The following is a 24826-nucleotide window of genomic DNA, read 5'->3' as shown; positions in this document are numbered from 1 at the left end:
GATCTACGCCCGCGCCGGTGTGCATCAACCCTTGAGGAACGCCAGCAGATCGGCGTTGAGCTGATCCTTGTGTGTGTCAGTCAAGCCATGGGGCGCGCCCGGGTAGACCTTGAGCGTAGAACCTTTCACCAGTTTCGCCGAAGCGATCCCCGCAGCTTCAATCGGCACCACCTGGTCCGCATCGCCATGCACCACCAGGGTCGGCACGTCGAACTTCTTCAGGTCTTCGGTGAAGTCGGTTTCGGAGAACGCCTTGATGCAGTCATAAGCGTTCTTGTGGCCGGAGGTCATGCCTTGCATCCAGAACCAGTCGATCATGCCTTGCGAGGGTTTGGCGTCCGGCTTGTTGAAGCCGAAGAACGGACCGCTGGCGAGGTCGATGTAGAGTTGCGAACGATCGGCCAGGGAGGCCTGACGAATGCCGTCAAACACTTCAATCGGCAAACCGCCGGGGTTGGCTTCGGTCTTGAGCATCAGCGGCGGCACCGAGGAAATCAGCCCGGCCTTGGCCACCCGGCCAGTACCATGGCGACCGATGTAACGCGCCACTTCGCCGCCGCCGGTGGAGAAGCCGAACAGCACGGCGTCTTTCAGGTCCAGCAACTCGATCAGTTGCGCCAGGTCATCGGCGTAGGTGTCCATGTCGTTGCCGGTCCACGGCTGACTGGAACGGCCGTGACCACGGCGGTCGTGGGCGATCACCCGGTAGCCTTGGGAGGCGAGGAAGATCATCTGCGATTCCCAGCTGTCGGCGTTCAGTGGCCAGCCGTGGCTGAAGACGATGGGCTGACCGGTGCCCCAGTCCTTGTAGTAGATCTCGGTTCCGTCTCGGGTCGTGAACGTACTCATGCGATGTCTCCTTAGTGAGTGTCGGGGTGAATCAAACCGGTGAGTGGCTCATGCGATCGGCCAGCCGCGCCACGCGCTCGCCCAGGTGCGCGGCAGTGCAACGGTCTTCGGCGGGCGGTGCGAATTCGGGGGACTGTTCGACATTCGATTGCGCCATGGCGCCCAGCGAGCTGCCGAGGCGGTTGAGTTGCCCGTCGAACACGCCGACGCCGGAGCGCGCGGGCAGCAGGTCGAGACCGACCCAGATCATTGAATGCTGGGCGGCGAAAACCGCCATCTGCAGCAAGGTATTGAGTTTGTCGCCGCACAGGCAGCCGGAATTGGTGAAACCGGCAGCCAGTTTGTCGCGCCAGGGTTGAGCCAGGTAGAACGCCGCCGTGGCTTCCATGAACCCCTTGAAGCGCGCCGAGGCGCTGCCCATGTAGGTCGGCGCGCCAAAGATGATCGCGTCGGCGTTGTGCAAACGGTCCCAATGCTGGTGCACGTCCTCGACCGGAATCAGCAGGCACGTGCTGCCCAGGTGCCGTTCCACACCTTGGGCCACGGCCTCGGCCATGACCCGGGTGTGCCCGTAGCCACTGTGATAGACCACCACCACGTTGCTCATTCCGGCGTCCTCATGACGAATCATTCCCTTTGCAACAAGGCTCAGTACCAGCCAGCCAACGCCGCTCCCACAGGTTTTCACTGCAGCTGACCGGTGGATGTTGAAGAAGCAGAGTTTTGGGCGTAGACCAGACGCAGCACGAGTTAAACGTTGTTAATTTTCCCTGGCGCGCCAAAAGCCCCGACATCACCTTTGCGAGTACCGCGCCCAATAAATACGGAACTCACGAACAAAGACGGCAAACGGCCGGGCCAGATGCCCTCCGAAAACCATTGCACCGTGCATTGCACAGATCGACAAACCTGACGAATATGTTCGAGAACCGCATACCAGACGGTTGCAAGCAGGAGTGCCCCGTTGTCCCTTTCACCCGTACAGGCCATCCATTTCGGCCCCTACCGGATCTATCCCGGCCAACGCCTGGTGATGGAAGCAGAGCATCCCGTGCGTCTGGGCCGGCGTGCCATGGACATTCTGCTGATCCTTCTGGAGCACGCCGGGAATGTGGTCAGCAAACAGGAACTGATCGCCAGGGTCTGGCCCAAAAGCGTTGTCGAAGACATTAACCTTCGGGTGCACATGGCGGCATTGCGCAAGGCGCTGGGCGATGGTCAGGCCGGTCAGCGGTACATTGTCACCGTGGCCCAGCGTGGCTATAGCTTTGTCGCGCCGTATTCGCTGGGATACATCGAGCAACCCGCGGCGAGTCAGGCACCGGCGCCGAGCGTCCACAACCTGCCGGTGCGTCGAACCCGCATGATCGGGCGTCAGTCCCTCGTCGACAGTCTGGTGGTGCAGTTGTCACGCCAGCGATTCATCACCCTGGTCGGTCCCGGCGGGATCGGCAAGACCACCGTGGCCCTGCGCGTCGCCGAGCAACTGATCGGGCGTTATCGGGACGGCATTCGCCTGCTGGACCTGGCACCGATCAACGACCCGGCGATGATCACCGCGCATCTGGCGACCTTGCTCGAACTGCCCTTGCACGGCGCCGAACCGATGAGCGGCCTCGCGGCATTCCTGCGCGATCGGCAAATGTTGTTGGTGATCGATAACTGCGAACACCTGATCGACGCGGTCGCCTTGCTGAGTGAAAGCCTTCTGCGCGCCGCGCCCGAGGTGCATATTCTGGCCACGAGCCGCGAGAGCCTGCGGGCCGAAGGTGAATTCGTCCAGCGCCTTGGGTCACTGGACTGCCCCCCGCCCATCGCCGTGCTCGACCGCGCCCAGGCCCTGACGTTTTCGGCCTTGCAACTGTTTGTCGAGCGGGCGATGGCCAGCCACGACAGTTTCGAACTGACCGATGACGAACTGCCGCTGGCGATTGAAATCTGCCGGCGCCTGGACGGCATTCCACTGGCGATCGAACTGGCGGCCGCGCAAGTCAACAGCCTCGGATTGAGCGGATTGCTGACGCAACTGCAGGGCAGCTTTCGCCTGCTCACCCAAGGCTGTCAGACCACCTTGGGCCGGCATCAAACCCTGCGCGCCACGCTGGACTGGAGCTTCGAACTGCTCAGCCCCTGTGAGCAAGTCTGCCTGCGCCGACTGGGTGTGTTCAGGGGCGGTTTCACACTGGAGTCCGCTGCGGCAGTGATCGTCGGCGAACACATCGAACCCCGTGAGGTGTTTGGATCGATCACCCAACTGGTGGCCAAATCGCTGTTGAACGTTGAGGTCGGTGATGAAGAGGTGTTTTACCGTCTGCTCGACACGACCCGCAGTTATGCGCTGGAAAAACTCGACCAGGCCACCGACCTGCCCGACACCCGAAAACGTCACGCCGAACGCTGCCTGGCCTTGATGCATCAGGCCCAGCACGAATGGGAGGCGATCCAGACGTGCACGTGGATCGAGCGATATGCCCGCAGCCTGGAAGACATCCGTGCCGCCCTCGACTGGGGATTGAACGCGCAAGGGCCGCAAGCCTTGGCGATACGCCTCGCTGCGACGTCAGCTCCGCTGTGGCAGGAATTGTCGCTGCTCAGGGAGCACGGCGTGTACGTGCGCAAGGCGCTGGCCTTGCTGGACGCCGCGCCCGAGCCTTGCCCTCGGCTGAAAATGGCCCTCAAGCTGGCCCTCGGCAGCTCGTGTTATCACACCCAGGGCGGCACGGCGGAAACCGTCGAGGCTTTCGTCAGCGCCAGGACTCTGGCGAGACAGTGCGACGACCTGGCCGGTCAACTGCGAGCCGTGTCCGGCCACATGGCGGTCAACCTCAGTTGCGCCCACTATCAAATGGCCCTCGAGCAGAGCCGGCAATTTGATCGGTTGGGCGTGCACGGCGATCCGGTGCTGTCCCTCAGCACCCACCGCTTGCGGGTATTGGCCCTGCATTTTGCCGGGGACCAGCCACAGGCGCGGTTGAATGCCGAACAGGTTCTCCAACGCATGACCCAGAGCGGGCATCTCAACCGCTTCACCCACGGTTTTGGTGTGCAATACGACCAGAGCGTCGCCTCGCTGACGATTCTGGCGCGCATTCTCTGGTTGCAGGGTCAACCGGAACAAGCCTGGCGCACGGCCCGACAGGCACTGGACATTGCCCTGCAGATCAACCACGGCACCTCCATCTGCTACACCCTGGCGCTGGCCAGTTGCCTGATCGCTCACTACAACGGCGACACCCGCACCGCTCGCGAACTCTTGCGTCTGCTGCTGGAACAAGCGCAAAAACACTCGGTACTGCTGTTCTACACCTGGGCCCTGCACTACGCCCAGGTGATCGACCACGCCGAGGTGCGCTCGTCCCTCCTGCCGGGCGTGGGGCTGATCAAGGACATCATGGTCACGCTGGACACCGGCTTCGTCGATGACGCCTCCTTGCAACGGGCGGACACCGGCATGGCCGGCTGGAGCACGGCGGAAATCCTCCGCGCCAGGGCTGATGCACTGCTGGCGCAAGGTTGCCCGTTGAAAACCGAAGCAGCCGAAGCCGTGTTGATTCGGGCCTTGAACGTGGCAAAACACCAGGGCGCCCTTGCCTGGGAATTGCGTAGCGCCACTTCACTGGCACAGCTTTGGCAGCGACAGGGCCGGCACCGGCAAGCCCATACGTTGCTGTTGCCGGTCTATAACCGGTTCACTGAGGGTTTTGCCACGCCAGACCTGACCAAGGTGCGCCGGTTACTCGATGAGTTGCAACGCCACCTGCCCGCTTGATGTCCAGCGCGTCCGGCTGATGTAGCGGGCGTAACGCATTTCCAAGGTCCGCAGCTCACCGCTGTGTTCAAGTTTTTCGAGGGCGTAGGCGCGCGTGGTATTGAGAAAGCGGTATCGGCTCAATCCACCGCCCTGCTCCAGCGACAGCAGCGATTTCAGCGCCAGGCTTTCCACCACCTCAATCACACGTCCGGGCAGCAGCGCCGTGCAACCGAGCACGCCAATCGCCGCGTCCAGTGTAAAGGCCATTTTGAACACCGCCAGACGCTTCAACACGGTTTGCTCCAGCGGACTCAGGTGTTCATAGCTCCAGTCCAGCGCGGCTTTAAGGGTTTGATGGCGGGGCACGGCGGTGCGCCGGCCGTGGCTCAGAAGCTGAAAACAGTTGTCGAGTTGGGCTTGCACGCCCACCAGCGCCAACGCGTCGATTTGTGCGGCCGCCAACTCGATGGCCAACGGTATTCCATCGAGGCGACGACAGATTTCGCGCACAGCCTTGAGGTCCTGTTCGCGCAGGGCAAACCCTTGCTGACGGGCACGGGCGCGACTGACGAACAGTTGCACCGCCGAATAGCCCATGGCCTCCGCCACACTGTGCAATGCCGACGCCGGCGGCACCGCCAGTGGCGGCAAACGCTGGACCGATTCTCCCTGCGCGTTGAGCGGCTCTCGACTGGTAACCAGGATCGACAGACGCGGTGCGGACTTCAGCAGGTCCTCGACCAGCGTGCGGCAGCGTTCGAGCAGGTGCTCGCAATTGTCCAGCACCAGCAAAGCATGGCGCTGCTGTAACGTATCGAGTGTCGTCCCGACCTCCAGTTCAAGCGCCCGGGTCAGCTGATCGACCACCTGCGCCGGATCATCGATTGCCGCGAGATCGACCAGCCAGACGCCGTCCTGATAGTGCTGCAAAAGCAGTTCGGCCACGCGCAACGCCACGGTGGTCTTGCCGATGCCAGCGGGCCCCACCAGGGTCATGAAGCGTCGAACCGGCAATTGCCGGACCAGGCTGCCGACGATCGAATCGCGACCGGTGACCGGTGTGAGCCGCGCGTGCAGGTTGTGTTGAAGTTTTTGAGCCGTCTCGATCGACACCAGAGAACACGCCGGCACACGTTGCACCACCGCAATGAAGCTGTAGCCCCGTTGGGGAATGTTGACGATATAGCGCTGCCCGTTCTGCCCGTCGCCCAAGGCGCGACGCAGCGCTGCGATGTGCACACGCAGGTTGATGTCCTCGACCACCGAAGTCGGCCAGACGAGCGCGATCAATTCGTCCTTGCTGACGACAGTGCCTGCACGCTGGACCAGCACCTGCAGGATATCCAGGGCCCGCCCGCCCATGCGCAGCGGCCGGTCACCGTCCAGGATCAACCGTTGCCGCAGGTGGAGTGCGTAGGGGCCGAATTGCAGCACTGCATCGCTGTTCAAATTTGTCATGCTGTTCATGCACGTTCACGTGCGCAAACCCGGGGCGGCTAAAAGGACTGCACATTCATCGCGCGCCAGGCTCACGCACCTCCATTGCAAAGAGTTCAGCAGTATCTTGGCAGGCATCGGTGAAGGTACAACTGCGAAGATGGGAGCATCACGGCCATCACAGTGCGCAAGACGGACAAGAAGGCTCTAGCTCGACTGTTCCCGGTACAGGGTCGGCGTCAATCCAAGTTTTTCACTGAACAGGAACCGCATGTGCCGAACACTGCCGAAGCCACTTTTGAACGCCACGGTCTTGAGCGGCAAGTCAGTGGTTTCCAGGAGATTCCTGGCGCAGTCGATGCGCGCGCTTTGCAGGAATTCCATCGGGGTCATGTTCACTTCCCGGGCGAACACCCTGGCGAAATGACGGGGACTCATGGTGGCCAGGCCCGCCATGCGTTCAATGCTGAATGCCTCATCCAGATGCTCAAGCACATAATTCTGCACGCGGGTCACTGGCGTTTCATGGGGCGCGATGGTGGCCATCAACGGACTGAATTGCGCCTGGCCGCCCTGGCGCTTCATCACCACCAGCAACACCTTGGCCACGTCCTGGGCGACTTTCTTGCCGTGGTCTTCGGCGACGACTGACAACGCGAGGTCGATGCCGGCCGTAACGCCGCCGGAGGTGATGAGGTTGCGGTCCTGCACGTAAATCCGGTCGGTCTCCACTGTCGCCTTCGGGAAGCCCTTGATCAGCCGTTCTGTGTAATGCCAATGGGTGGTGACGCGGTAACCGTCGAGCAAGCCGGCGTGCCCAAGCACGAAGGCGCCGGTGCAAATCGAGCCATAGCAGCCTGCGCGGCTGACGGCGTTTTGCAACCAGTGGAGTAACGGCGGGTGCTTTTCGTTGTAGGCACCGGGACCGCCAGGCACCAGCAAGAGATCGTAGGCCTGATCCGCCTGATCAATGTGCATGTCGGGGTGAACGTTGACGCCGTTGGACGCACGCAATGCCCCGTGTGCGGTGCCAATGGTCATCAGCTCATAACGCTGTGCCGGCTCCAGGTAGCGATTGGCGATGGAAAACACCTCCATGGGCCCGGCCATGTCGAGCAGGAGAAAGTCGGGAAACAGCACCATTGCTACGGTTTTCATGGGTTACATCACTGAAGTCAAAAAAGGATTACTGGCTGAACACCCACCCTGCAGGAACCGGCTTGCTGGCTCCTGCACGTTATGTGCTCGGCATTAAGGCAGTGATATGCATTATGGCCAATGGAACAGGAACAGCCTACCCATTATTGTCAACCTGAACGAGACAGTATTTCAATTTTCATCTACTTATTGCACAAACCGATAAACATTAACCTTCTCCTCACTCGGACGAATCAACGTCCCAACAGGAGATTTCATCATGCTGACCCTTCGCAAAGCTTCCGATCGCGGCGCGGCCAATCACGGTTGGTTGAAGTCGTTCCACACCTTTTCCTTCGCCAACTACCGCAACCCGAAAGAGCAGGGTTTTTCCGACCTGCTGGTGATCAACGATGACCGCGTCGCCGCCGGCAAAGGCTTCGGCCAGCACCCGCATCGCGACATGGAGATCTTCTCCTATGTGCTCGAAGGTGCCCTTGAACACAAGGACACCCTGGGTACCGGTTCGGTGATCCGCCCCGGTGACGTGCAATTGATGAGCGCCGGCAGCGGCGTGGCGCATAGCGAGTACAACCACTCGGCCACCCGTGGCGTGCACTTCCTGCAAATCTGGATTGTGCCGGACGTCAGCGGCGCCAAACCGCGCTATCAGCAAGAGCACTTCAGCACGCAGAAAAAACGCGGCCGCCTGCAACTGATCATCTCCCCCGAGGGGAAAAACGGTTCGCTACAGGTGCGCCAGGATGCACGGGTGTATGCCGGGCTGATCGACGGCAAGGAATCCGCCACCCTGGAACTGGCCGCCAATCGGTACGCCTATGTGCATGTGGCTCGTGGCAGTGTCGAACTCAACGGCATGGTATTGCAGGAAGGCGATGGCGTACGGGTTCGGGATGAACAATTGTTGAGCTTGAGCAATGGCGTCGATGCCGAAGTGTTGGTGTTCGACCTGCGTCCTCAGGAATTGCCGGAAATGCCATAACCCTGGGATAACAGCCTCGCTCCGCTCGACAGCTCCTACATGTCAATCCCTGTAGGAGCTGTCGAGCGGAGCGAGGCTGCGATCTTTCAAGCTTTACTCACCCGTCCCCGAAAACACCGCCACAATCTCATCAATGACCACACGAACCCTGGCGGTATGCCGCAAATCCTCGTGGGTCACCAGCCACACGTCATACGGTACCGGTCGCGTGCGCTCTGGCCACAGCCGGACCAGCCCGTCCCTCTCCCCCATGTACACCGGAATTTCCCCCAGTCCGATTCCGGCGGCAATGGCTCGGCGCACCAGCAGGCCGGAACTCAAGCTCGACACGATGCGGCCGCGCCCCAGCGGTTCCGAAACCAGCGTCATGTCCTTGTGGCCCTGCAAATACGGCTGATACACCACCAGATCATGCCCCTCGAACGCGGAGCCCGGCGCCGGCACGCCGTGGGCGCCCACATAGTCTCTGGAAGCAAACAGTCCCACCGGCCAACGCGCAATGCGCCGGGCGATCAGGTCCGGGTTATCCGGTCGGGTGTTGCGCACGGCGATGTCGGCTTCGCGTTTCGACAGGCTGATAATTTGCGTCGAAGCGTCCAGTTGCACTCGCACGTCGGGGTGCTGCTCATGCAAGCGGGCAATGGCCGGGATCAGGAAGTCGATGGCCATGGAGTCCGTGGTGCTGACCCGAACGGTGCCCGTCAGTCGATCATCAAGCCCTTGAATCCGTCGTTCGAGCTCCAGTGCGGAATGCTCCATTTTTTCCACAGCTTTCAACGCCGCCTCGCCCACCGCCGTCAGCGCGTACCCCTCGGACGTGCGCAGAAACAGCGTCGCACTCAAGGACTTTTCCAGTGCCGTGATTCGCCGCCCGACGGTGGCCTGATCAACGCCCAGCACTCGCGCTGCGCCGCGTAGCGTCGATTCCCGGCAAACCGCCAGAAAGACTCGCGCGTCATCCCAATTCATACGGACCTCCACTGATGCATATATGCATCACGATAGCGCAAACTCGCTGCGCTAATGAATCAGTAAACCTGGATAAGCTGGGCACCTGAAATAAACCTGCAGGACAGCCCCCATGCTCAGCACATCATCCACTCCGCGCAGCGCGATATGGCTGCCTATATTCGCCGGTCTTTGCGCCAGCTTGGTCAGCATCGGGCTGGCGCGGTTTGCCTACACGCCGTTGATTCCTTCGTTGATCCAGGCGCACTGGTTTTCCACCAGCGACGTGGTGTACCTCGGTGCCGCCAACCTGGTTGGCTACCTGATCGGCGCACTGATCGGCCATCCGCTGGCCCGCCGCACCTCCAACAAAACCGCGCTGCGCCTGATGATGCTGGCGGTGACGCTGTCGTTTTTCGCCTGTGGCTTTCCGCTGTCGGTGAGCTGGTTCTTCGGCTGGCGCCTGCTGTCGGGCATCGCCGGTGGCGCGATCATGGTACTGGTCGCCGCGACCGTGCTGCCGCATGTGCCGGTCACCCGCCGAGGATTGGCCAGCGGCGCGATTTTTCTGGGTATCGGTTTGGGCATTGCCGGATCGGGGACGATTGTTCCGCCGCTGCTGAGCCTGGGTTTGCAGAACACCTGGTTCGGTCTCGGTTTGATTGCGCTGGTGCTGACCGCCGCAAGCTGGTTCGGTTGGCCGTCAGCTGCGCATCCGGCAACTGTCATGCCGTCTGACGAAGAATTCAGTGCGCCGACCGATCCACGGGTTTATCTGTTGTTTGCCCAGTACGCATTCATGGCGGCCGGCCTCGTACCCGCCATGGTGTTTCTGGTGGATTATGTCGCTCGCGGGCTCGGTGCCGGGTCGCATGTGGGTGCGCTGATTTGGGTGATGTACGGTATCGGCGCGATTATCGGTCCGGTGAGCTACGGTTTCCTGGCCGACAAACTGTGCGCACGGTTGAGCATTCGCCTGGTGCTGGTGGTACAGGCGCTTGCCGTGGGTCTGCTGTCGATTTCCAGCTCATTCACCGCCCTGGCCTTGCTGGCAGTGATCCTCGGCTCGTTCCCGCCGGGCATCGTTCCGCTGGCACTGGCCCGCGTTCACGAACTGATCCCGCACCATCACCCGCAGCAAATTGCCTGGAGTCGCGCCACCGTGTCGTTTGCTACATTCCAGGCAATTGCCGGGTTTGCCTATTCAGCATTGTTCAACGCCAGCGGCGGGCATCACGGGTTGTTGTTCATCATCGCGGCGGGAGCCATTGTCGTGGCGCTGCTGCTGGAACCGGGCATGCGCCTGCTGAACCGCCACGATCGGCTGCAATCGGCATTGAACTGAGTCACTGCCACCTTGAAGTGGTCCCATTTACTGAACACCTCCAGACAGGACGCGCCCATGAATCTGCCCCAAACCATGACCCTGATTGAAATCACCGAACCCGGCGGGCCCGAGGTGTTGAAGCCGCGCCAGGAAGCGGTCCCCACCGCCGGTGTGGGCGAAGTGCTGATTCGCGTGCATGCCGCCGGGGTCAATCGCCCCGACGTGATCCAACGGGCCGGCAAGTACCCGATGAAACCCGGCATGAGCCCGATCCCCGGCCTGGAAGTGGCCGGCGAAGTGGTTGCAGTCGGTAAAGACGTGAGCGAATTCATCGTCGGCGACAACGTCTGCGCGCTGACCAATGGCGGCGGCTACGCACAATACTGCGTCGCACCGGCCAGCCAGACATTGCCGATTCCTCAAGGCATGGATTGGGTGCAAGCGGCGGCGGTCCCGGAAACGTTCTTCACGGTGTGGGCGAATCTGTTCGACATGGGTGGCGCCAGCAAAGGCCAGCGAGCATTGATTCACGGCGGCACCAGCGGCATCGGCACGACGGCCTTGATGTTGTGTCGCGAGTTCGGCGTCAAGGCATTCGCCACGGCAGGCAGTGAGGAAAAGTGCGCGGCGATCCGCAAGCTGGGCGCGGAGGCGATCAACTACCGCGACCAGGATTTCGTCCAGGTGATTCAGGAAAAAACCGCCGGCAAAGGCGTCAATGTGATTCTCGACATCATGGGCGGCTCGTACCTGAACTCGAACATCGCGGCGCTGGGCATGGAGGGTCGACTGGTGATGCTGGGCTTTCTCGGCGGCGCCCACGCCAAAGACGTCGACCTGATGGCGATCATGAGCAAACGCGCGACGATCACCGGCTCACTGATGCGCTCGCGGACCCGCGAAGAAAAAGCCTCGATCGCCGAGCAACTGCGCGAGTACGTCTGGCCGGTATTGGCTGCCGGGCGTTGTCTGCCGATGATCGACAAGGTCTATCCACTGGCTGATGCGGCACAGGCTCATGCGCGGATGGAAGGTGGCGATCACATTGGCAAGATTGTGTTGCGGGTGGATTGATCTGCCACAGGGGGCCGTGAACGACTGTCGAAATTATTCCCGCCCCCGCTGCGCTTCTGTTAAAAAACGAACTTCAGTTTTTTACCGATGGACCACCCAATGGCCTCCTCCCTGCTCACCCGTCTTCGCCGACGCTGGCTGCCCTTGCTGTGCATGGCCGGGCTGGTTGTCGGTCTGCCCGTGAGTTGCGGGGTGCTTGAGCACACCGAACGCGAGCTGCTGTTTCGTATCGAGCCGGGCACCGCTGGCTGGTATCGCGGCTTGCCAAAGGACGTTCAGGAGTTCGACATCAAGTCCGCAAGCTTCAAAGGCGGGCAAAACCTGCATGCCTGGTGGTGGCCCGCCGCGCGGCGGGATGCACCGTCGATCCTCTATCTGCATGGCGTGCGCTGGAATCTGACGGGGCAGGCGTTCCGTATCGAGCAATTGCGCGCCATGGGCTATTCAGTGCTGGCCATCGATTACCGTGGGTTTGGTCAGAGCAAGGGGGACCTGCCATCGGAGGCCAGCGTGTATGAAGACGCCCGAGCCGCCTGGGAGCGCTTCAAGACGATGCAACCCGACGCCGGCAAGCGCCTGATCTACGGCCACTCCCTCGGCGGTGCCGTGGCCATCGACCTGGCGGCTGACCTTGCCGCACAGGCGAAAAAAGACCACGCCGCCGTTCCGGTGCGCGGTCTGGTCATCGAGTCCACCTTCACGTCGCTGGGCGATGCCGTGGCGCAGGTGGCCGAAAGCAACCTGCCGGTGAAATGGCTGCCCGTGCGCTGGTTGCTTTCGCAGAAATTCGATTCCATCGACAAGATCGTCGACATCGATATGCCGCTGCTGGTGGTCCATGGCCTGGCCGACGCGTTCATGCCCTCGCGATTCAGCCAGCAGTTGTTCAATGCTGCCAGCGAACCCAAACGCCTGCTGCTGGTGCCGGGCGGTACGCACAACAACAGCATGAGCCTGGGCGGCAACCAGTATCGCCAGGCACTTGAAGGCTTGATGAAGGCAAAGCCGCCGCAGATGGCCGGGCCGGCGCTGACTCGCGGTACTCAGGATTCCTGAAGACTATCGATAACCTTGCGCCTGCAGCTTGAACAACTGCGCATAACGCCCGCCCGCCGCCACCAGACTGTCATGGTCGCCGCGCTCGAGGATCGCCCCCTGATCCAGCACGATGATGTGGTCGGCGTTGCGCACGCTGGAAAACCGGTGGGAAATCAGCAGCGTCATGCGACCTTCGGTGTGCTCGCTGAAATGTTCGAACACCGCCGCCTCCGCCGCCGGATCGAGGGCTGAAGTCGGCTCATCCAGAATCAGTATGTCGGCATCACGGCGCATGTAAGCGCGGGACAAGGCGATCTTCTGCCATTGCCCGCCGGACAATTCCTGGCCCCCCGCAAACCAGCGGCCCAATTGCGTGGCATAGCCGCGATCCAGACGCTCGATGAAAGGCGCAGCCATGCCCTCGGCGGCGGCCGCCTGCCAACGTTGTTCATCGTTGAACGCCAACGTATCACCGACGCCAATGTTCTCGCCCACGGAGAACTGGTAACGGATGTAATCCTGAAAAATCACACCAATACGCCGACGCAGTGCACCTTCTTCCCACGCCTGCAAATCGCTGCCGTCCAGTAGAATTCGGCCCTTATCGGGACGGTACAGACGGGTCAGCAACTTGATCAGCGTGGTCTTGCCTGAACCGTTCTCCCCCACCAGCGCCACACTGTGCCCCGGCACGAGGTGCAGATCGATGCCCTCCAGCGCAGGGCGGCTCGCGCCCGGATAACAGAACCCGACGTTCTCGAACCGCAAACCATCGCCGGGCAGTGCACCCTCGGTGAGATGCCCGGTATCCACGACGACGGGTTCAGCCAGGTATTCATAAAGACTCGACAGGTACAGGCCATCTTCGTAAAGACCGCTGATGGCGCTCAAGCTACTGCTCACCGCGGTCTGCCCTTGCTTGAACAGCACCAGGTACATGGTCATCTGGCCGAGGCTGATACTGCCGTGAACGGTGTCGACCACCACCCACGCGTAAGCCAGGTAAAACGCCCCCGTGCCCAGCAACCCCAGCACAAAACCCCAGCCATCCCGGCGCAAGGTCAACCGGCGGTCCTCGGCGTAGAGTCGCGCGAACGTCTCGCGATACCGCTTCAACAGCAGCGGCGCGAAACCGAACAGCTTGACCTCCTTGATGTACGCCTCGTGGGAGAGCAGCGTCTCGATGTAGTTCTGCTGCCGACTCTCCGGCGCACGGCGGGTGAAGAGCCTGAAAGCGTCACCGGAGAAATGCGCTTCGGCAAAAAATACCGGCAATGCGCCGACCACCAACAGCACCAGCGCCCACGGCGAAAAATGCACCAGCAACACGCCGAAGCTGATCAGCACGATCAGGTTCTGGATCAGCCCCAGCGACTTCATCACCAGCGCCAGCGGCCGGGTCGACGCCTCGCGCCGCACCCGAACCAGCTTGTCGTAGAACTCCGAATTTTCGAACTGCACCAACGACAACGTCTGGGCTTTCTCCAGAATCATTGTGTTGACCTTTTGCCCCAACTGCACCCGCAACAACGACTGCTGCACTGACAGCGCCCGTTGCGCCCCGGACAGCAAAGCAAGCACACCGGCTTCAAACAGCACGTAACGCACGACCGGCCATAATGGCGCACTGCCCTGCTGCGCATGCAACTGCATGGCGAACACCACGGCATCGACGATGCGCTGGCCCAGCCAGGCGGCCAGCGCGGGGAGCATGCCAGCGATCAGGGTGGCCAGTACCAGGCCCAGAAACAACCCGCGAGAGGTTCCCCAGACAAGGAGCAAGGCGCGTCTGGCCTGGTCGAGCAAGGAGGTGATGCGGGAGAGGCTCGCAGGCATGTTTATCTGCTGCGCTTGCGTGGTTTCTCGAAGGGTCTTCTTGAAGGTGGAGGACCGAGGGGAATAACCAGCCCGGGGGGTGGAGGGCCACCATTGTGCCACTCCTCCATTAACCGCCGAAGTTCAGCCGGCATTTCTTGCGGTGCTTTGCTTGTCATTTAATCACCCTGTTGTTTTTGTGAACTCGACCCACTGTACCTTTGAAACATCAATAACAATGACTTCGATCCCGGTGTGAAACGGTTTGTTTGCACCATCAATCCAGCTAGGGTACTCGAGAACGAATTGTCCTCGTGCAGGTTCCGACGGCCATTCTGTTGGCCAGCCAAACAGGCGTTTGCTATCTACCAAATGCAGCACTACATATCTTTTCCGCGATAAAAAAGCGCTGTACCACTCGCAAGGATATGAAGATTGCGTGGTGATTTTCAGCTTCCGCAGTAAAGCGTGAAGCTTGTCGCTGCTAGCGATGTGACAGGATAGAAAGCCCAACAGCACCGCTATCACAGCAGACCACAGAGCCTCCGATTTCCTGTCCCACGCGCCGACTGAGAAAAAACGCTCCCCCGTTAAAAGCAGCAACGCTCCCAAACCGACAACCAGCGACTGAATCACAAACGTAAAAATCAACGCCTGGACGATCTGCCCAAAGGTATCCGGCCGTTTGAACGCCGTCAGCGAGTAAAAAATCCAGGCCGCCAAAAAACCCGGGAGCAAATACTGAAGTAACGGAATCACTTCCTTGACCAAGCCATCCATGCCATTCCAATCCATTGAAAAGTTCGAGCTGGCGCAAATAAATACAGCACTACAACAGCCTGTGTCATCCATTGAAAATGGAGGCTCGTCACAAGAAATGTCGGGACTACAAGCGGGACTACAAGCCGAAAATCCTCCTACATTTAACAAAGAAAAACTGGACAAAAACTCAATCCAGATCCGACGTCATGTGCTCCTGAAACCGCGCCCGATACCGCCCCGGACTCTCCCCCGTCCACTTCTTGAACGCCCGATGAAACGCACTCGGCTCCTGAAAACCCAGTTGTTCGGCAATGTCACCAATGCTGGCCTTGCTCTGACGCAACTGTTCAAACGCCACGCCGCGGCGCACTTCGTCCTTGATCTCCTGATACGAACACCCTTCACGCTCCAGCTTGCGACGAAAGGTGCTGGGGCTGAGGTGTTGTTCCAGGGCGAAGGCTTGCAGGGTCGGCCACTGGCTGTAATGACTGTGGCGCAAACGCTGATGAACCTGCGACGCCAGGCCATGCTGGTTGCGGAAGCGGATCACCAGCCATTGCGGCGCGGTACGCAGAAACACTTTCAGGGAGGCGAGGTCCTGAACCACCGGCAGGCGCAGGTAGTGGCTGGCGAATTCGATTTCGGTGCGCTCGGCGCCGAAAGTCAGGTTGGGGCCCCAGAGCAAACGATCATCGCTGAGGGCCACGCGTTCATGACGAAAATCCGCACGATCGATGGGGATGCGCCGACCGCCCAGCCAGCACAGCAGGCTGATCATCAGCACCAGAAACGTCTCTTCGCCCAAACGCGCCACATCATCGTTTTGCGCGCAGGTATCCAGGCTGATGACCGCACGTTTGCCGCGCACCGCCAGCGTGCCGCGAAAGTCGCGAAGGAACAGCGCAAAGTTGCTCAGGCACTGGCGCAGGGCTTTGTGCAGATCGGGCTCCTGAATCAAGGCTCGGCATATCAGGGCGAAGCTGCCCGGCGGCATCCCGTGGGAGTCGAGCCGGAAGAACTCGTCGTCGAGCTCGCGGATCTGGATCAGCCAGAGTGCAGCGAACGCACTGGCCGGCACCCGCGCCACGGGCTGTTCGATCAACGCCGGATCGATGCCTGCCTGCTCCAGCGCAGCCCGCCGTCGCTGCGGGTCGTCCCCCAGCCCATGGATCATCGCCTGCACAAAGTAGGCGGCCACCGAGTCCTTTTCCCGCATCTGAACGCTTCGCTCCCCAATTACCCGAATGGCAAAAAACACCAGCACCGTTGAACAGTTTCGGCATAGGACAACCGCCCCGCCGGTTCTAGACTCGCGGCCAATAGTACGCCTTCGGCCGTTGCCTCGGCCAAGGTATCGCAGGGTTTGACCGGAAGGACGTGTGACATGAATCTGCAAAACATCGGCGTGATCGGCGCTGGCACCATGGGCAACGGCATCGCGCAAGTCTGTGCCCTGGCGGGTTTCAATGTGACCTTGATCGACATCTCCGAGAGCGCTTTGCAAAAGGCACTCGCGACCGTCGGTAAAAATCTCGACAGGCAGGTCAGCAAAGACACGCTGACCCAGGAGCAAAAGCTCGCCGCCCTCGACAAGATCCGCACCAGCACCGATTACGCTAGTTTGCAGAACGTGCAACTGGTGATCGAAGCCGCCACCGAAAACCTTGATCTGAAACTGCGTGTGCTGCAACAGATCGCCGCGCAGGTCAGTACCGAGTGTGTCATCGCCTCCAACACGTCATCGCTGTCCATCACCCAGCTCGCCGCCAGTGTCAGCCAGCCTGAGCGTTTCATTGGCCTGCATTTCTTCAACCCGGTGCCGGTGATGGGCCTGATCGAAGTGATTCGTGGCCTGCAAACCAGCGACGCGACCCACGCGCTGGCGCTGGACATGGCCACGACCCTGGGCAAAACCGCGATCACCGCAGGCAATCGTCCGGGTTTTGTGGTCAACCGGATTCTGGTGCCGATGATCAACGAAGCGATCCTGGTGTTTCAGGAAGGCCTGGCCAGTGCCGAGGACATCGACGCCGGCATGCGCCTGGGTTGCAACCAGCCGATCGGCCCGCTGGCACTGGCGGACCTGATCGGCCTGGACACCGTACTGGCGATTCTCGAAGCCTTCTACGACGGTTTCAACGACAGCAAATACCGTCCCGCGCCACTGCTCAAGGAAATGGTCGCCGCCGGCTACCTGGGACGTAAAACGGGGCGCGGCTTCCATGCCTATGCCTGAGCGTTGCTCACGTTTCGCCGAATACCGGGACAAGGTGCTGGAGCTTTTTGCCAGCAAGGGGTTCGGGCAGGTCGGCATGCGTGAGCTCGCGACGTGCCTGGGGCTCGCCCCGGGCTCGTTGTATCACCATTACCCCAGCAAGCAGCACTTGCTGCTCGACCTGATCGAGGAGTTCTATGAAGAACTGCTGTCGACGCTGGGGCGTATCGATCAAAAAGCTTCAGCGAAACGCGACAAACTGCAAAACCTGATCCGCGCACACCTGAATCTGCATCAGGAAATGCCCTGGCATTTCCGCCTGGCAGAACGCGACAGCGGTTGCCTGAATGATGAGCAGCAGGCGCGCGTTCAGCAGTTGCGCGAACAGTACGAACGCAAATTACTGCTGATGCTCGGCACCCGCGCCCGCCTCAGCGAACAGGCGCAACGTGCCGCCGCACATGCTATCGCCAATCTTCTCAACAGCGCGCCGAGCTGGCTGGCGCACCAGGCGCTGGAGGAACATGAGCGGGTCGAGATGCTGGAAAATCTCGTGGGCGGGGCCATTGAACGTTTGCTGCGTCCCTCGGCGCCACGCGCAGTGGCCTGAAAGCGCAGTTGCGCAAAGCCATAAGCCGCGTCGGCCCAATAGGAAAAACATCTAAACGAATGTTGCGAATTACCACCTCTAACGCTTTGCTGATGGAGCCCAACCATTGCAGAGCCGCAGGTGAATAGCGCCTCCCTCTGTCTCCTTTATCACCGGGAGTAAAACATGAAAATCAATCCCTACCTCATCTTCAACGGTGACTGCAAAGCCGCGTTCACCTTCTATGCCCAGGCCCTCCAAGGCCAGCTCGAAATGATGATGACCTTCAGCGAAAGCCCGGCGCGCGAGCACTTCCCGGCAGACCTGCACAACCTGATCATTCATACCCGTCTGTCGGTGGGCGACCAGGCGATCATGGGGTCGGATACCACCCCTGATCGCCCCACGGATGACATGGCCGGCTGTTCGGTCTCGCTGAATGTCGACAGCATTGCCGAGGCGGAGCGCGTCTTCAATGCGTTGGCGGAAGACGGCAGCGTGCAAATGCCCCTGGAAGCGACCTTCTGGGCCGCACGTTTCGGGATGCTGGTCGATCGGTTTGGTGTGTCATGGATGGTCAATTGCGAGAAGGATCAGTGACTTTTCAGGCAAGCAAACGCCCAACCTGAAAAAGTCGGGCGTTCTGGAACCCCCCGGGCCGTCTGCTACCGTCAACAGGCCACCCCGCCTCGCCGCGGCCCTTCGGAGGAAATCCGCCATGCCTGTTCATGACGCGCCCCCTTCGTCCGCCATGGGCGCCTATGTCAATGGGCCGCTCTGGGCTCGCGATGTAAGAACCATCGAGGGGCGCAAACTCAAAGGGATCGTGATCAAGTACCGCTAGCGGTCGGCTACCCCTTCACGCATACCACCTGACGCAAGGTATGCAGCACTTCCACCAGTTCGCGCTGGGCGTGCATCACGTGGTCGATGTTTTTGTAGGCCATCGGTATTTCATCGATCACCGCCGCATCCTTTCGGCACTCGACGTGGGCGGTGGCGCGGATCTGATCTTCGACGGTGAACAGGCTTTTCGCTTTCGTACGGCTCATGGTGCGGCCAGCGCCGTGGCTACAGGAGCAGAACGATTGCTCGTTGCCGAGCCCGCGAACGATGAAACTTTTCGCCCCCATCGATCCTGGAATGATCCCCAGCTCACCCTTCTGCGCCGACACCGCACCTTTGCGGGTCACCAGAACATCCTGACCAAAATGCCGCTCTTTCTGCACGTAGTTGTGGTGGCAGTTCACCGCCTCCAGGGCGACGTCGAACGGCTTGCTGATCACCTTCCGAGTCGCCTGAATCACCGATTGCATCATCAGCGCGCGGTTCTGCCGGGCGAAATCCTGAGCCCAACCGACGGTTTCAACGTAATCATCAAAATGCCGACTGCCTTCTTTGAAGTAGGCCAGGTCACGGTCCGGCAGATTGGCGATGTGCTGGCGCATGTCGCTCTGAGCCAGCTGAATGAACAGGTTGCCAATGGCGTTGCCAACCCCGCGTGAACCGCTGTGCAGCATGAACCAGACCCGGTTGGCTTCATCCAGGCATACCTCAATGAAATGATTACCGCTGCCCAACGTGCCCAGGTGCCCGCGATTGTTGGTGCTGGCGAGTTTCGGGTACTTGTCGGTGATCGCCTTGAACCGTGGGTTCAAGGCAGCCCAGGCTTGATCGGCCTCTCTGGGAACGCTGCCCCAGGCACCGGTGTCCCGGACGCCACGACCGACGGTGCGCCCATGGGGAACCGCCTTCTCGATCGCGCACCGCAAACCATGCAGGTTATCCGGCAGATCAGCGGCGGTCAGCGACGTGCGCGCGGCGATCATGCCGCAGCCAATATCCACCCCGACAGCGGCCGGGATGATCGCGCCCACGGTAGGAATCACACTGCCGATGGTCGAGCCCTTGCCAAGGTGCACGTCGGGCATCACCGCCAGGTGTTTGAAGATAAACGGCATCTTCGCGGTGTTGATCAACTGTTGCCGGGCTTCGTTTTCTACCGGAACGCCTTCGGTCCAGAGCTTGATCGGTTTGCCATTGGCGACTTCCAGCAATTGATAGGTACGGTCTTGCATGATTCGCTGCTTTCCAGTGGCCGATGTTTCGGCCCTGTTCTGATGACTGAGCCGTACATTGAGTCCTCATAGTATCCCAGCGAACGCGAACATTCCCTCGCGTCGAACATGTCTGTCAGACATGTAACGCCAGTTTAGGAACCGTCTGACATCAATTCCCAAGCCCCCTTGATAGCCTCGCACAGAACCCGGCTACGGGACGTTCTATTGTGATCTGACCAGGGAAGGTCATTTACGCACGTTGCATCAACGTCCCGGAGCCTGTGCCACGTCACAGGAAAAGGAAACCTGGATGGTTAATGCAAACCCTCGTGCCCGTTTCAGCCTTGCGATCAACGACATTCAACATGACCTTCAGGTGCTCAAGTTCACCGGCAAAGAGCTCATCAGCCAGCCTTTCGCCTTTGAGATCGAGCTGGTCAGCGACAGGCGAGACCTGGACCAGAATGAGCTGCTGCACAAACAAGCCTTTCTCGCTTTCAACGGTTCCGGCGACGGCATTCACGGGCAAATTCATGGCGTGGTCAAAGGCAGTCTCGGTCATGGCCTGACCCGCTACAGCGTGACACTGGCGCCCAGGCTGGCGTACCTGGACCACCGCACCAATTGCCGTATTTTCCAACAGATGACCGTTCCGCAAATCATCGCGCAGGTGCTCGACGGCCACGGCATCCATCGTGACTTTCACCAGTTTCAACTGGGCAGCGTTTACCCGGATCGTGAGTACTGCGTTCAGTACAAAGAGTCCGACAGAGCGTTCATAGAGCGACTCTGCCAGGAAGAAGGCCTGCACTACCACTTCCAGCACAGCCGCGAAAAACATGTGATGGTGTTCGGCGACGACCAGACAGTGTTTCCCCGGCTCGAGCGTCCGACACGCTTTAGACACGACAACGGCCTGGTCGCCGACACACCGGTGATCAAGCACTTTGACGTGCAAGTGCGAGTCGGCACCCACCGCACCACTCGCCGCGATTACGACTTCAAAAAAGCGCGCATCTTGCTGGAGGCCGAGAGCAGGTCCGATAGGTCCGGGACTCAAGCGGATCTGGAGGATTACCAGTACCCCGGTCGTTTTACCCAGGGAGATCGCGGCAAGCTGTTGAGTCGACGCGAACAGGAACGTCACGGCGCCGCGTGCCGGGTGGCACGGGGTAAGAGCGATCAACCGATGCTGCTCTGCGGGCATTTCCTGCCGCTGGCTGAACACCCGGACGAAGAATGGAACGACCTGTGGTTGCTGACCGAAATCGAGCATGAAGGTGCACAACCGCAAGTCTTGCAACAGTACGCGGCCTACACCGGCACCGGCGATGACAACGGCTTTCAGGGTTATCGCAACCAGTTCCTCGCCACGCCTTGGGACGTGATCTACCGCTCGCCGCTGACCCACGACAAACCACGAATCGCCGGCGTTCAAAGCGCCGTGGTCACAGGACCGAAAGGCGAGGAAATCCACTGCGACGACTTCGGTCGGGTCAAGGTGCAATTCTTCTGGGATCGCGAAGGTCGCTACGACGATAAAAGCAGCTGCTGGCTGCGGGTTTCCTCCCTTTTGGCCGGCAACGCCTTTGGCGGGGTCGCCTTGCCGAGAGTCGGCATGGAGGTCCAGGTCAGTTTTCAGGACGGCGACCCCGACCATCCCGAGATCAGCGGCTGCCTGCACAACAGTGCCAACCCGGTGCCCTACGAATTACCCGCCAACAAAACCCGCAGCGTATTCCGCTCCCGCAGCTCGCCAGACAGCACGGGGTTCAGCGAACTGCACATTGAAGACCGCGCCGGTCAGGAATTGATTTACCTGCGCGCCCAGCGGGACATGGAACAACGGATAGAAAACGACAGCCGCCTGGAGGTCGGCAACGAGCTGCGCACCACCGTCAAGGGCGACAGCGTTACCGTGCTGCATGCCACGGAACACCGCACCACCAGCGGTGATCGGCACACACAGCTCAAGGCCAACGACTACCTGCAAGTTGCCGGCAACAGCCACACTCACGTAGATCAAACCCAGGCACTCAGCGCTGGCCGGGCGGTTGTTATTGAAGCCGATCTGATCATTCTGAAGGCCAGGACCCAGTTCTCGATCGAAGCCGGTGGAGAACATTTACAGGTAGGCGGCGGCGGAATTTTCGGCAGCAGCGAACTCCAGATCGGTGGCGCTCCGATGCGCGCGCCAGCCGCCTCGATAGCAATGCCGCGCTCAGTCGATGGCTTGTCCGTGCCACCTGAATTGCCGCCCATGCTCGCGTCGTCCCAGCCCGCACTGATGGCGGCAAGCAACGCGTTGGCGGCGGACCTCTGCCCCCTTTGCGAAGCGTGTCGTGATGGCTTCTGCCCAACGGAAGGAGCTGCCGCATGACCCACACACTCCCCCGCCAATGGATGAACGAACAGCGCCGCCTGGGCCGCGAACTGTGCCTGGTGCTGGACTCGCAGAACGAGCGTGAAACCCGTCAGCTGTTGTTGAAGTCCAGCGGACATGACCAGTATCTGAGCGTCTACAACGCAACAACCCTCGCGAACCTGGCCGATGCCGGTCCGTTCATCTTCACCCTGGAACAGTCCGGCGACCGGCGCTTCGACGAACTGCTGGATCATCCCGAACGCAACTGGGGCTGGCTCGCGAGCGTCGAAAAAGGTGCGTTACGCGGGTTGGTCAATCACTGGCAACAGCGATTGATTGTCGGGACGCGTCCCTATCAGGCGCTGTATCGCTTTCACGACAATCGAGTGCTGAGTCGAGCGCTGAAACACCTGCCGCCTGAAGAATATCCAGCCTTTCTTGGGCCGGCGATCAGCGTCTGCTACTGGGACGGCGCTGCCTGGAACACAGCTCACAATCCTATCCCCGGAACGTACCCCGTGCCGGACCAGCCGCTCTGGTTGCGCACACCCCTGCCCCAGCCGCAGGCCTCGGAAATTCGCCGGCTCAACGCCCATCGTTATTTGCTGGCCGAGCATGTTGAGGCCTACGTCAATCTCGCCGAAGAGCATGACCCTGATGCGTGGTTGCGTGAGCGTTTAGCGCTGGCAGACACGTGGGGCTGGTTGGAGCCAGAGCAACTGGAATTTCTGTTGATTCAGAGTTTGCAAGCGCCGGGTTTTACTTTGCCCCCGGAGTGGGAGGTGCGGGGTGATGAGAGTCCGGTGGAGCACTTTGAGCGGGTGCGGCAGTTGGTGGGGTTTTGGCGGGGGGATGTGCCGATATGAAATGGATATCAGAAATCGCAGTTGTGGCTTGTTGTCTTGGGTTGGTCACGGGTTGCTCTACCGGGCAGCCGGACACATTCACTTTCACTGCTGATTTGCCACCCAACTTTGCCTACAAGGCCATCGCCGAGTATGTGCCGGCCAAAGGAGAAACCTGCACCGTGCCGGGCGGAAGAAATACAGCTGTCGGGTACAACATGAAGTGGCGTGAAAGTTACACGCCGAATTCTGAAATTGCCATGTACCGGACAATCAGTGGCTGTCCGCTGGTGATCAGGCGTATCAGGCTGGATATCAACGCTTCCTATTGGACACATCGGGGGGACTTCGGTGGGGACAGCGCAATGGTCATCATCCGCGATGATCTGGAGGAACAATACAAAGGCACGTTCAGTGACGCCGGCGAAAGCACTTTCTACGGCCATTGTCAGTGGCTGTTTCGCACTTCGGGTGCGCAGCGACGCATTGTCAAAATTCTCGATTGCAAAGCAGCGAACGCCCGAGGAGAGCCGGAACAAGGCCACCCAGTTTCGGGGTACAGCCTTGATCAGCTACCGGGTAAGACCGTGAAGATGAAGATTACGTTGGCTGGCGAGGAAAGACCTTATATGGGCGATACCTGGGTAAAACTTCCCAAAGGTTGGAAGCGCTGTATGGGAGACAACTTTGAAGACCAGTACGCCTTTTGCTTCGGCAACTTCAAAGACTTCAGCAGTTTCCGGATGCCGGATGGAAGGCAATGCACCATTTACCCGGGCTGCACAGAATAAGGACATTAATCACATGCCGATTTTTTCTTCACCGGCGAAGTCAACGCTGAAATTTGCTCCGTTGGCTTGCTGCATCACATTAATCACCGGCTGTGCCAAGAGTCAGCCGAACACATTCACCTTCACCGCCGATTTACCGCCTGATTTTGCATACGTCGCAGCGGTTTACTACGTACCCGCCGAAGGTGAGGCCTGCACTGTTGCAACAAAGGACAACTTGGCGCCGGTTTTCAATGACCAATGGCGAAAAGAATACAAACCCGATTCCGAAATAGAGATTCATATAACGCGCAAGGGCTGCCCGTTGGTCGTTAGGCGCATCGAACTGGAGATCAACTCGGCGTATGGAAAAGATCGAGGCGACTTCGGAAGGGAAAGCGCCATGGTTGTTATTCGCCATGAACTGAAGGAGCAATCCAAAGGCATTTTTAGTGAAGCGGGTGAAAGTGTCTTTTACGGTCAGTGCCAGTGGCTGTTTCGCACTGCGGGTGCTCAGCGACGCATCGTTAAAATCCTCGACTGCAAAACGACCGACGCACAGGGCCAACTAGGGCGTGGGCGCCCATTTGCGGCGTACACCCTTGATCAGCTACCTGGGAAGACCGTGAAGATTAAGATCACGTTGGCCACGAAGGAAAGACCTGGCTGGGGTGACACCTGGGTCGAAGTGCCCGGTGGCTGGAAGCGTTGCATGGGGAAAAATTTTGAAGATCAGGATGCTTTCTGTTTTGGAAATCACTCTGATTTCAGCACTTTCAAAATGCCAGATGGCCGCATCTGCACCATCTACCCCGGCTGCACGGAATAAGGACATTAATCA

General features: G+C 60.1%; 22 protein-coding genes. 13 read left to right on the top strand and 9 right to left on the bottom strand.

From position 1 onward, the window contains the following. Positions 1–24 precede the first annotated feature (24 nt). Positions 25–849, bottom strand: a complete 825-nt coding sequence (locus ACM6IQ_RS11905; protein ID WP_017337927.1) for an alpha/beta fold hydrolase — start codon at positions 847–849, stop codon at positions 25–27. A 31-nt stretch (positions 850–880) separates the two neighbouring features. Next, positions 881–1456: a flavodoxin family protein gene (locus tag ACM6IQ_RS11900; RefSeq protein WP_017337926.1), complete on the bottom strand. Its 576-nt coding sequence runs from the start codon at positions 1454–1456 to the stop codon at positions 881–883. 357 nt (positions 1457–1813) lie between these two features. On the opposite strand from ACM6IQ_RS11900, the gene ACM6IQ_RS11895 reads away from it, so the two are divergent. After that, positions 1814–4618 (top strand): ATP-binding protein, encoded by a 2805-nt coding sequence (locus ACM6IQ_RS11895; protein WP_414878854.1) that lies wholly within the window; start codon positions 1814–1816, stop codon positions 4616–4618. Here the strand turns inward: ACM6IQ_RS11895 and ACM6IQ_RS11890 are convergent. Continuing rightward, positions 4583–6067, bottom strand: a complete 1485-nt coding sequence (locus ACM6IQ_RS11890) for an ATP-binding protein (RefSeq protein ID WP_414878853.1) — start codon at positions 6065–6067, stop codon at positions 4583–4585. The genes ACM6IQ_RS11895 and ACM6IQ_RS11890 overlap by 36 nt on opposite strands. A gap of 177 nt (positions 6068–6244) precedes the next feature. Continuing rightward, positions 6245–7195: a GlxA family transcriptional regulator gene (locus tag ACM6IQ_RS11885; RefSeq protein WP_414878852.1), complete on the bottom strand. Its 951-nt coding sequence runs from the start codon at positions 7193–7195 to the stop codon at positions 6245–6247. Between the two features lie 259 nt (positions 7196–7454). Here ACM6IQ_RS11885 and ACM6IQ_RS11880 point away from each other — a divergent pair, with 259 nt between their 5' ends. Beyond that, complete coding sequence (locus ACM6IQ_RS11880; RefSeq protein ID WP_017337922.1) at positions 7455–8177, top strand: pirin family protein; 723 nt, start codon at positions 7455–7457, stop codon at positions 8175–8177. A 93-nt stretch (positions 8178–8270) separates the two neighbouring features. Here ACM6IQ_RS11880 and ACM6IQ_RS11875 read toward each other — a convergent pair whose 3' ends face one another. Then, positions 8271–9146, bottom strand: coding sequence for a LysR family transcriptional regulator (locus ACM6IQ_RS11875; protein WP_414878851.1), 876 nt, complete (start codon positions 9144–9146; stop codon positions 8271–8273). Positions 9147–9258: 112 nt separating this feature from the next. On the opposite strand from ACM6IQ_RS11875, the gene ACM6IQ_RS11870 reads away from it, so the two are divergent. The 3 genes from ACM6IQ_RS11870 (at position 9259) to ACM6IQ_RS11860 (ending at position 12582) form a co-directional block, all read left to right on the top strand. Next, on the top strand, positions 9259–10470 hold the full coding sequence (locus ACM6IQ_RS11870) for a YbfB/YjiJ family MFS transporter (protein WP_414878850.1): 1212 nt from the start codon (positions 9259–9261) through the stop codon (positions 10468–10470). Positions 10471–10527: 57 nt separating this feature from the next. Next, complete coding sequence (locus ACM6IQ_RS11865) at positions 10528–11526, top strand: NAD(P)H-quinone oxidoreductase (RefSeq protein ID WP_017337919.1); 999 nt, start codon at positions 10528–10530, stop codon at positions 11524–11526. A gap of 99 nt (positions 11527–11625) precedes the next feature. After that, positions 11626–12582 (top strand): alpha/beta hydrolase, encoded by a 957-nt coding sequence (locus ACM6IQ_RS11860; RefSeq protein WP_017337918.1) that lies wholly within the window; start codon positions 11626–11628, stop codon positions 12580–12582. Between the two features lie 3 nt (positions 12583–12585). On the opposite strand, the gene ACM6IQ_RS11855 is transcribed toward ACM6IQ_RS11860, so the two are convergent. From ACM6IQ_RS11855 to ACM6IQ_RS11845, 3 genes are all read right to left on the bottom strand, one after another. Then, positions 12586–14400 carry an ABC transporter ATP-binding protein gene (locus ACM6IQ_RS11855; RefSeq protein WP_414878849.1) on the bottom strand — a complete coding sequence of 605 codons (1815 nt, stop codon included), beginning with the start codon at positions 14398–14400 and terminating at the stop codon, positions 12586–12588. Between the two features lie 162 nt (positions 14401–14562). Continuing rightward, positions 14563–15159: a DUF6338 family protein gene (locus ACM6IQ_RS11850; RefSeq protein WP_414878848.1), complete on the bottom strand. Its 597-nt coding sequence runs from the start codon at positions 15157–15159 to the stop codon at positions 14563–14565. A 169-nt stretch (positions 15160–15328) separates the two neighbouring features. Beyond that, complete coding sequence (locus tag ACM6IQ_RS11845; RefSeq protein WP_414878847.1) at positions 15329–16357, bottom strand: AraC family transcriptional regulator; 1029 nt, start codon at positions 16355–16357, stop codon at positions 15329–15331. Positions 16358–16525: 168 nt separating this feature from the next. Between ACM6IQ_RS11845 and ACM6IQ_RS11840 the strand changes: the two genes are divergently transcribed. The 4 genes from ACM6IQ_RS11840 to ACM6IQ_RS11825 all read left to right on the top strand — a co-directional run bounded on the left by ACM6IQ_RS11840 (position 16526) and on the right by ACM6IQ_RS11825 (position 18789). Beyond that, entirely contained in the window at positions 16526–17377 is an 852-nt protein-coding gene (locus tag ACM6IQ_RS11840; protein ID WP_017337914.1) for a 3-hydroxybutyryl-CoA dehydrogenase, read from the top strand. After that, positions 17364–17966: a TetR/AcrR family transcriptional regulator gene (locus ACM6IQ_RS11835; RefSeq protein ID WP_414878846.1), complete on the top strand. Its 603-nt coding sequence runs from the start codon at positions 17364–17366 to the stop codon at positions 17964–17966. Before ACM6IQ_RS11840 ends, ACM6IQ_RS11835 begins: the two co-directional genes overlap by 14 nt. 165 nt (positions 17967–18131) lie before the next feature. After that, positions 18132–18545, top strand: a complete 414-nt coding sequence (locus ACM6IQ_RS11830; RefSeq protein WP_414878845.1) for a VOC family protein — start codon at positions 18132–18134, stop codon at positions 18543–18545. A 118-nt stretch (positions 18546–18663) separates the two neighbouring features. Beyond that, positions 18664–18789 carry a hypothetical protein gene (locus ACM6IQ_RS11825; protein WP_414878994.1) on the top strand — a complete coding sequence of 42 codons (126 nt, stop codon included), beginning with the start codon at positions 18664–18666 and terminating at the stop codon, positions 18787–18789. A 7-nt stretch (positions 18790–18796) separates the two neighbouring features. Here ACM6IQ_RS11825 and ACM6IQ_RS11820 read toward each other — a convergent pair whose 3' ends face one another. Further along, the gene (locus ACM6IQ_RS11820; RefSeq protein ID WP_414878844.1) at positions 18797–20023 is read right to left on the bottom strand and encodes an RtcB family protein; all 1227 of its coding nucleotides are present in this window, start codon (positions 20021–20023) and stop codon (positions 18797–18799) included. Between the two features lie 292 nt (positions 20024–20315). On the opposite strand from ACM6IQ_RS11820, the gene ACM6IQ_RS11815 reads away from it, so the two are divergent. The 4 genes from ACM6IQ_RS11815 to ACM6IQ_RS11800 are packed head-to-tail and all read left to right on the top strand — an operon-like array spanning position 20316 to position 24814. Next, positions 20316–22385, top strand: coding sequence for a type VI secretion system tip protein VgrG (locus tag ACM6IQ_RS11815; protein WP_414878843.1), 2070 nt, complete (start codon positions 20316–20318; stop codon positions 22383–22385). Then, positions 22382–23236, top strand: coding sequence for a DUF4123 domain-containing protein (locus ACM6IQ_RS11810; protein WP_414878842.1), 855 nt, complete (start codon positions 22382–22384; stop codon positions 23234–23236). The genes ACM6IQ_RS11815 and ACM6IQ_RS11810 overlap by 4 nt, the downstream gene beginning before the upstream one ends. After that, entirely contained in the window at positions 23233–24006 is a 774-nt protein-coding gene (locus ACM6IQ_RS11805) for a hypothetical protein (protein ID WP_414878841.1), read from the top strand. Before ACM6IQ_RS11810 ends, ACM6IQ_RS11805 begins: the two co-directional genes overlap by 4 nt. Positions 24007–24019: 13 nt before the next feature. Further along, on the top strand, positions 24020–24814 hold the full coding sequence (locus ACM6IQ_RS11800) for a hypothetical protein (protein ID WP_414878986.1): 795 nt from the start codon (positions 24020–24022) through the stop codon (positions 24812–24814). Positions 24815–24826 lie beyond the last annotated feature (12 nt).

Origin of the sequence: Pseudomonas sp. IT-P100, from assembly GCF_949767185.1 — a bacterium.
GTDB classification, from domain to species: Bacteria; Pseudomonadota; Gammaproteobacteria; order Pseudomonadales; family Pseudomonadaceae; genus Aquipseudomonas; species Aquipseudomonas fluorescens_B.
This window is presented reverse-complemented; position numbering and strand designations above follow the sequence as displayed.